A 7,042-nucleotide genomic window follows, 5' to 3' on the forward strand; every position below is an offset into this window, starting at 1 on the left:
TATGAACTTTGGTAAAATTTCTGCCGCCACCATCGCCCGCACCGCTGTGCTGCTGCTTGCCCTGACCAATCAGGTGCTGAGCGCTCTGGGCAAACCTATGCTGCCCATTGAGAGCCAGACTGTGGAACAGCTGGTGACCGCCGGCATCACCACCGTGGCCGCGCTGATCAGCTGGTGGAACAACAACAGCTTCACCTCTGCAGCCATTCAGGCCGATGCCGAATACGCCCGCCTGAAGCAGAAAAGTGAGTGAGAAAGCCCTCGAAGCAGTGTATCAGTAGTACTTTTTGACTGAAAAGTATTACTGATACAGTCATCTTTCACAGCAGCCCCGGAAGGCACCCAGACAGCCTTTCCGGGGTTTTTTTTGCTGCCCAGATGATTCGTTCACGCAGATTCAAGAACGTTTCGCGCAGGTCTCGATGACTTTCGCACTGAAATCATGTATAACCCGGGCAGAAGCAAATCGGAAAAGAGCAGCCAAGAGACTGTAAGCGCCCCCTGACGCCCCAACGTAAAGGGACTGTTGCAAAATAGTCCCAACAAAAAAAATGAGATAGGTTTCCCCGAAAGGGGGTGCCTATCTCATTTTTTGTTGTAAACTGAGATTGTGAAAAAACAGAGAGAACCCGCGCGCTGGGTGCATTGCAGCATACCAGAGCGCGGGTTTTCTTTGATCTATAAAGTTTAATCGTCGTCGCTGTCCAGCTTGAGCACAGCGGTAAAGGCTTCACTGGGCAGGGAAACGCTGCCCAGCTGACGCATCTTCTTTTTGCCTTCCTTCTGCTTTTCCAGCAGCTTCTTTTTGCGGGAGATGTCGCCGCCGTAGCACTTGGCAAGCACGTCCTTGCGCATGGCTTTGACCGTCTCACGGGCAATGATCTTGCCGCCGATGGCAGCCTGTACCGGGATCTCGAACAGGTTGCGGGGGATGTTATCCCGCAGCTTTTCGCAGATGCGGCGGCCCTTGGCATAGGCGTTATCGCGGAACACGATCATGGACAGCGCGTCCACAGGGTCGCCATTGAGCAGGAAGTCCAGCTTGACAAGGTCGCTCTCGCGGTACTCCTTAAACTCGTAATCGTAGCTGGCGTAGCCCCGGCTGCGGCTCTTGATGGCATCAAAGAAGTCGTACACGATCTCGCCCAGCGGCAGAGCATAGTGCAGATCAACGCGCACATCGTCCAGATACTTCATGTCGATCAGCACGCCGCGCTTGTTCTGGCACAGATCCATCAAGCCGCCCACATAGTCGTTGGGGGTGTACAGGTGAACATCCACAAAAGGCTCTTCCTGCTTGACGATATTGGAGGGGTCGGGGTAGCTGGAAGGATTGTCGATCATCTCCACAGTGCCGTCGGTCAGGGTAAGGCGGTAGCGCACGCTGGGGGTGGTGGTGATGATATCCAGATCAAATTCCCGTTCCAACCGCTCGGTGATGATCTCCATGTGCAGCAGGCCAAGGAAGCCGCAGCGGAAACCGAAGCCCAGCGCGGCGCTGGTCTCCAGCTCAAAGGTGAGGGAGGCGTCGTTCAGCTGCAGCTTTTCCAGTGCGTCCTTCAGGTCGGGGTACTTGGCACCGTCGGCGGGGTAGATGCCGCAGAACACCATGGGCTTGACCTGACGGTAGCCGGGCAGTGCTTCGGCGGTGGGATTATTGGCCAGCGTGACGGTATCGCCCACGCGGGTGTCCTGCACGGTCTTGATGCTGGCGGTCAGATAGCCGACCTCACCAGCCTGCAGCTGGGCACAGGGAGAAAGGTTGGTAGCACCCATGTGGCCCACTTCTACCAGCGTGAACTCCGCGCCGGTGGCCATCATGCGGATGGTATCGCCGGGCTTCACGGTGCCCTCAAACACACGGATATAGACGATAACGCCCTTGTAGCTGTCGTAGATGCTGTCGAAGATCAGCGCCTTCAGCGGGGCATCCGGGTCGCCGGTGGGAGCAGGAATGTCGGTGACGACACGCTCCAGCACCTGATCCACATTCAGGCCGGTCTTGGCAGAGACGCGGGGCGCATCCAGACAGGGCAGGCCGATCACGTCCTCCACCTCCTGCGCCACCTCGTCCGGGTGGGCGCTGGGCAGGTCGATCTTGTTCAGGATGGGCACCAGTTCCAGATCATGCTCCAGCGCCATGTAGGTGTTGGCCAGCGTCTGAGCTTCCACGCCCTGGGTGGCATCCACCACAAGGATGGCGCCCTCGCAGGCGGCCAGACTGCGGCTGACCTCGTAGGCAAAGTCCACGTGGCCCGGGGTATCGATGAGGTTGAACTCGTAGGTCTTGCCATCCTTGGCGGTATAGTTCATGGTGACAGCGCGGGCCTTGATGGTGATGCCGCGCTCGCGCTCAATGTCCATGTTGTCCAAAATCTGGTCTTCCATGGTGCGCTCGTCCACACTCTTGGTCAGCTCCAGAATACGGTCCGACAGGGTGGATTTGCCGTGGTCAATGTGTGCAATGATGCAGAAATTGCGGATATTGTCTCTTGCCATGTAGTTCCTCCGGGAGAAATTTAAGCTTCCAGTATCCAATCCTCGACATCCACGATCTTTCCGTGCTCGAGGTAGACGCGGGGCACGCGGCGGGACACGCCGCACAGCACCTCGTAGGAAATGGTGTCGGTCTTGCGGGCGATGGTCTCGGCAGTATCACTGACGCTGCCGCCCCACAGGATGGCTTCGTCGCCCTCGTGGATGTCCGGGATACCGGTCACATCCACCATCATCTGGTCCATGCACACGCGGCCCAGCACCGGGCAGGCCTTGCCGTGGATCTCCACGATGCCCTTGCCGCAGCTCAGCTGGCGGGGATAACCGTCCGCATAACCGGTGCACAGGGTGGCCACCAGCGTGGGCTTATCGGCGGTGAAGCGGCGGCCATAGCTGGCGCTCTGACCGGGCTGCATTTCCTTGACCATGCTCACCACGGTCTTGAGGGTCATCACCGGCCGGAACTGCCCAAAGCGCACCTCGTCGCTGGGGTCGTAGCCGTAGAGGATGATGCCGGGCCGCGCCATGCAGCGCTCCCGGGCCAATCCCTCGGGCCAGTCCGGGTGCAGCATCACGCCCGCAGAGTTGTCACAGTGGACGGTCTGCGGCTCGCGGCCTGCCGCCTTGAGCGCATGGAACGCTCTGACGAACAGTGCGTGCTGCTCCGCGGTGTAGGCAACGTTCTCTTCGGCGGTGTCGTCGGCCACCGAGAAGTGCTGGAACAGGCCGGTCATCTCAAGGCCCGGCAGCTCACACACAGCCAGCATTTCGCGGATGGCGGCATCAAAATCGGTGCGCAGGGCAAAGCCGATGCGGCCCATGCCGGTATCTGCCTTGAGGTGGATCTTTACTCTGCCGCCTGCCTTTACGGCAGCAGCGGAAAGGTTCTGCGCCTGTTCGGTGGAGTAGCACGCTACGGTGATATCCTCGTGGATGAGGGTCTGGGCGTACTCCGGCTGAACATGGCCCAAAATAAGGATGGGCAGAGTCTGCCCGTCCTGACGCAGCTGCACGGCCTCGGTCAGGCAGCTCACTGCCAGCCATGCTGCACCCTCCTGCGCAAAAACGCGGGCACACTGCACAGCGCCGTGGCCATAGCTGTCGGCCTTGACCACCGCGCACAGCGGCAGGTCACCGGCCCGGGCTTTGACGGCCCGGAAGTTATGCCGCAGGGCATCGAGGTCGATCTCGGCCCAGACGTGTTTTTCAAAAGGTTGAGTCTTCATGATTCATTCTTCCTCGTTTGTAATTGCAAAGCTGCCGCGCCCGGTGTGGACGGGTCGCCAGCCATCGATGCCGCTCTCCTGCAGGGCGTGCAGGGTTTTCTGGCGGAAAGCGTGGTCGGTGCGGCAGCGCTCCTTGACGAACTCCTTGGTCTGTTCGCGCACGGTCACGCCGTCGGCAGGGCAGACGCTCTTGACGATGGGCAGCCCCTCGGCGTTCACTGCGGAAATGACCTCCTGCTCGGTGGCCAGCAGCATGGGCCGGATGAGGGTGAGGTCCCGGCGCGAAAGATAAGTGACCGGCGAGAAGCAGCCGATGCGGCCCTCCCGCCAGAGATTCATGTAAAAGGTCTCCACGGCATCGTCCAGATGGTGGCCCAGCGCCACCTTGTTGCAGCCCAGTTCCTGCGCTGCCGTGTGCAGTGCACCGCGCCGCAGCTTGGCGCACAGGGCGCAGGGGTTCTTCTCCTTGCGGTAGTCGAACACCACAGGGCCGATCTCGGTGCGGCGGATCTCATAGGGGATATCGTACTGGGCAAACAGCTCCTGCAATACGGTGTAATCCATGGGCCTGCCGCCGAACTGCGGGTCCAGCGTGACGGCCTGCACCGTAAAATCAAAGCCGATGTACTTGCGCAGTTCGGCAAGGCCGATGGTCAGCGCTACGCTGTCCTTGCCGCCGGAAACGCCCACCATCACTTTATCGCCGGGGGCGATCATTTCATAGTCCTGCACAGCCTTGCGCATCAGGCCGCACAGACGCTGCATCGCACGGGAACTGCTCATGACAGGGTCACACTTTCCACAAGGTTTACAATGTCGTTGATGGAGGCCAGTTTGGTCAGGCCGGAAACATACACCACGTCACCGCTGGGGTAGGTAATGGTGGCCAGCACCGCATAATACGCCTGAATGTCGCAGCGCACGGCCTCCACCTCGGCACCGTCCACGGTCAGGTTCACCTTGCGGGGCTTGATGACGCCATAGGCCTGCTTGAGGTCCTTCTCGGACGCATCGATAAAGTCCGCGTAGCTGTCGGCAGTGCCGCGCTGCAGCAGCACAGCTTCGTAGTCCTCACCGTCGGCGCTGTCTGCCGTGGCGAGTTCCAGCACGGTGCCAAGGGTGCTGTCCTCAGTCATCTGGCATACCTTCCAGATGGAACTGTCATAGTAGACGGAAACGCCGTTTGTGCCGGTGTAGTGGGTGTCCGGGTTTGCGGGCACGCTGCGGTTGACCAGCAGCGTTAAAATAATGTAAGCAATGATGCCCAGAGCAACAAAGATGCCCATAGCGGCCAGAAGCTTGGAGGTGCGGCGCTGGGCAGAGGCGTTGCGGTCGATGTCGTTTGGCATGTAAAAAATTCTCCTTGTATCAGTGCGCAGCAAAAGCTGCCATATCCTTTATAGTATACCACACCCGCAGACAAAATTGTAGCGGGCAGCGGCAGAAAATGTGCGGCCGTGGGCAGAAAATTTTGCAGAAAATGCGTTTTTAGGAATAATGAGGATTCAAGAGAAAACGTGAGATTTTGCGAGATTGAAAAAATTACAATGAAAAAATCAAAAAATGCTGTTGACAGGCACCTTTTTATGATGTATACTGACACTCGCGCCCCAGAAAGGCGCCTGAAACGTACAAAAAGCTTATCAGGAGGAAATAGATATGAGCACTACTCTCGTGAAGCCCGCTGAAGTCGAGCGCAAGTGGTACCTGCTCGACGCTGCCGGCAAGAGCCTGGGCCACGTCGCTGCTGAGGCCGCTGTTCTGCTGCGCGGCAAGCAGAAGGTCGATTATACCCCCAACGTGGACTGCGGCGATTTCGTTGTTGTCATCAACTGCGATCAGGCTGTTCTGACCGGCAAGAAGGCTGAGCAGAAGTTCCACATCACCCACAGCAAGTACATCGGCGGCCTGAAGAAGGTCCAGTACAGCAAGCTGATGGCTGAGCACAGCGATCTGGCCATGACCTACGCTGTCAAGGGCATGATCCCTTCCAACACCATCGGTGCTAAGGCTCTGACCCGCCTGCACTGCTACCAGGGTGCCGAGCACGCTCACGCAGCTCAGAAGCCCGAGAAGATCGAGTTCTAAGAAGGAGGCAATCGAACATGTACGAAACCAAACCTTATTTCTACGGCACTGGTCGTCGTAAGGATTCCGTTGCCCGCGTTCGTGTTTACACCGGCACTGGCAAGATCACCATCAACGATCGTGATATCGACAATTACTTTGGTCTGGAGACCCTGAAGCTGATCGTCCGTTCTCCGCTGGTCCTGCTGGGCCTGGAGGGCAAGTACGATGTCGTCGTCCGCGTTTCCGGCGGCGGTGTTTCTGGTCAGGCTGGCGCTATCCGCCACGGCCTGAGCCGCGCTCTGCTGCAGCAGAACGAGGAGAACCGTGCTGCTCTGAAGAAGGAAGGCTTCCTGACCCGCGATCCTCGTATGAAGGAACGTAAGAAGTACGGTCTGAAGGCTGCCCGTCGTGCACCTCAGTTCTCTAAGCGCTGATTTTACCCATATTGCAAACTTTGCAGCTCTGCCTTGGCAGAGCTGCTTTTTTATTGTAAGTTTTCTGCGACTGCACTGACAGGCTGCTGGCCCAGCGGCGGTAGCAGCAGTTCGGAGCAGACAAAAAATGCAGTAAAGACTGCACTGAAAGCGGCAGTTGAGCAAAACGAGGATTCTTATAATCTGGTCGAAAACAAAGCGCTGGGCGTAAAAGCACGGGCCATTCTGGAGGCATATCTTAAGGAAGTTGAGGCTGGATACACGGATGTCTTTGAGCCTCAGAATGTAACCCATATTTGGCCGACAGATGTAACTGTCGGTGACGACGGATTCGGAACGGCTGTCTTTTCCATGCCGGAGAATGCTGTTGATCCGCAGGCGTGGAAAAGAGCTGCGAATGCATTGGTGGCAAATTTTCTGTATTATTATCAATACAATGGCAATACTGTTGAGTACTGCGTTGAAATTGTGAAGCAGGAGGCCGCAGATGGACAAGGTGAAGCGGCAGACTATATGGTGATTTTTGCCAAAAAACATGATGGGGAGGAAGGCGGAGAAATCTGGACGCCGCCGGCACTCTGATATTTTTTGATACCAGCATCCCTGTATAAACCCGGAGAAAAAGATTTGACAAAGCTTTCCGGCAAAAGAAAAACGCTTCAGAATTTCTTCTGAAGCGTTTTTTGTTCAAGTCGGCGACTACCTATTTTCACGCGCCGTTTCCAGCGAACTATCTTCGGCACAAGTGAGCTTAACTTCTGTGTTCGGAATGGGAACAGGTGGAACCTCACCGTCATCGACACCGACCGATCTGAC

General features: G+C 57.3%; 8 protein-coding genes and 1 rRNA gene. 4 read left to right on the forward strand and 5 right to left on the reverse strand.

Annotation, left to right across the window (positions count from 1 at the left end; all coding sequences use genetic code 11):
• Position 1: 1 nt before the first annotated feature.
• Positions 2-253: a phage holin gene (locus tag J3348_RS06085; protein ID WP_005938144.1), complete on the forward strand. Its 252-nt coding sequence runs from the start codon at positions 2-4 to the stop codon at positions 251-253.
• A gap of 434 nt (positions 254-687) precedes the next feature.
• Here the strand turns inward: J3348_RS06085 and lepA are convergent, their stop codons facing one another.
• Genes lepA through J3348_RS06105 form a run of 4 tightly spaced genes read right to left on the reverse strand, consistent with a single transcriptional unit; the run spans position 688 to position 5,071 of the window.
• Entirely contained in the window at positions 688-2,499 is a 1,812-nt protein-coding gene (gene lepA, locus J3348_RS06090) for a translation elongation factor 4 (protein WP_097774375.1), read from the reverse strand.
• Between the two features lie 20 nt (positions 2,500-2,519).
• Positions 2,520-3,722 carry an alanine racemase gene (gene alr / locus J3348_RS06095; protein WP_005938150.1) on the reverse strand — a complete coding sequence of 401 codons (1,203 nt, stop codon included), beginning with the start codon at positions 3,720-3,722 and terminating at the stop codon, positions 2,520-2,522.
• A 3-nt stretch (positions 3,723-3,725) separates the two neighbouring features.
• Positions 3,726-4,505, reverse strand: a complete 780-nt coding sequence (locus J3348_RS06100) for a tRNA 2-thiocytidine biosynthesis TtcA family protein (protein ID WP_005938152.1) — start codon at positions 4,503-4,505, stop codon at positions 3,726-3,728.
• The gene (locus J3348_RS06105; protein ID WP_097781246.1) at positions 4,502-5,071 is read right to left on the reverse strand and encodes a hypothetical protein; all 570 of its coding nucleotides are present in this window, start codon (positions 5,069-5,071) and stop codon (positions 4,502-4,504) included. The genes J3348_RS06100 and J3348_RS06105 overlap by 4 nt, the downstream gene beginning before the upstream one ends.
• A gap of 310 nt (positions 5,072-5,381) precedes the next feature.
• Between J3348_RS06105 and rplM the strand changes: the two genes are divergently transcribed.
• The 3 genes from rplM to J3348_RS06120 are packed head-to-tail and all read left to right on the forward strand — an operon-like array spanning position 5,382 to position 6,808.
• Complete coding sequence (gene rplM, locus J3348_RS06110) at positions 5,382-5,810, forward strand: 50S ribosomal protein L13 (protein WP_005938158.1); 429 nt, start codon at positions 5,382-5,384, stop codon at positions 5,808-5,810.
• Positions 5,811-5,827: 17 nt separating this feature from the next.
• Positions 5,828-6,226, forward strand: a complete 399-nt coding sequence (gene rpsI, locus J3348_RS06115) for a 30S ribosomal protein S9 (RefSeq protein WP_005938160.1) — start codon at positions 5,828-5,830, stop codon at positions 6,224-6,226.
• A 33-nt stretch (positions 6,227-6,259) separates the two neighbouring features.
• Entirely contained in the window at positions 6,260-6,808 is a 549-nt protein-coding gene (locus J3348_RS06120; protein ID WP_207698551.1) for a hypothetical protein, read from the forward strand.
• Between the two features lie 108 nt (positions 6,809-6,916).
• Here the strand turns inward: J3348_RS06120 and rrf are convergent.
• Positions 6,917-7,033 (reverse strand): 5S ribosomal RNA (rrf, locus tag J3348_RS06125).
• Positions 7,034-7,042 lie beyond the last annotated feature (9 nt).

Source organism: Faecalibacterium sp. Marseille-Q4896, assembly GCF_017377615.1.
In the GTDB taxonomy this organism is placed as follows: Bacteria; Bacillota; Clostridia; order Oscillospirales; family Ruminococcaceae; genus Faecalibacterium; species Faecalibacterium taiwanense.

Excerpts from the sequence above, each read along its gene's own strand:
- J3348_RS06100 (WP_005938152.1), bottom strand. The coding sequence starts at position 4,505 with ATGAGCAGTTCCCGTGCGATGCAGCGTCTGTGCGGCCTGATGCGCAAG.
- J3348_RS06085 (WP_005938144.1), top strand. The coding sequence starts at position 2 with ATGAACTTTGGTAAAATTTCTGCCGCCACCATCGCCCGCACCGCTGTG.
- J3348_RS06105 (WP_097781246.1), bottom strand. The coding sequence starts at position 5,071 with ATGCCAAACGACATCGACCGCAACGCCTCTGCCCAGCGCCGCACCTCC.
- rpsI (WP_005938160.1), top strand. The coding sequence starts at position 5,828 with ATGTACGAAACCAAACCTTATTTCTACGGCACTGGTCGTCGTAAGGAT.
- lepA (WP_097774375.1), bottom strand. The coding sequence starts at position 2,499 with ATGGCAAGAGACAATATCCGCAATTTCTGCATCATTGCACACATTGAC.
- rplM (WP_005938158.1), top strand. The coding sequence starts at position 5,382 with ATGAGCACTACTCTCGTGAAGCCCGCTGAAGTCGAGCGCAAGTGGTAC.
- alr (WP_005938150.1), bottom strand. The coding sequence starts at position 3,722 with ATGAAGACTCAACCTTTTGAAAAACACGTCTGGGCCGAGATCGACCTC.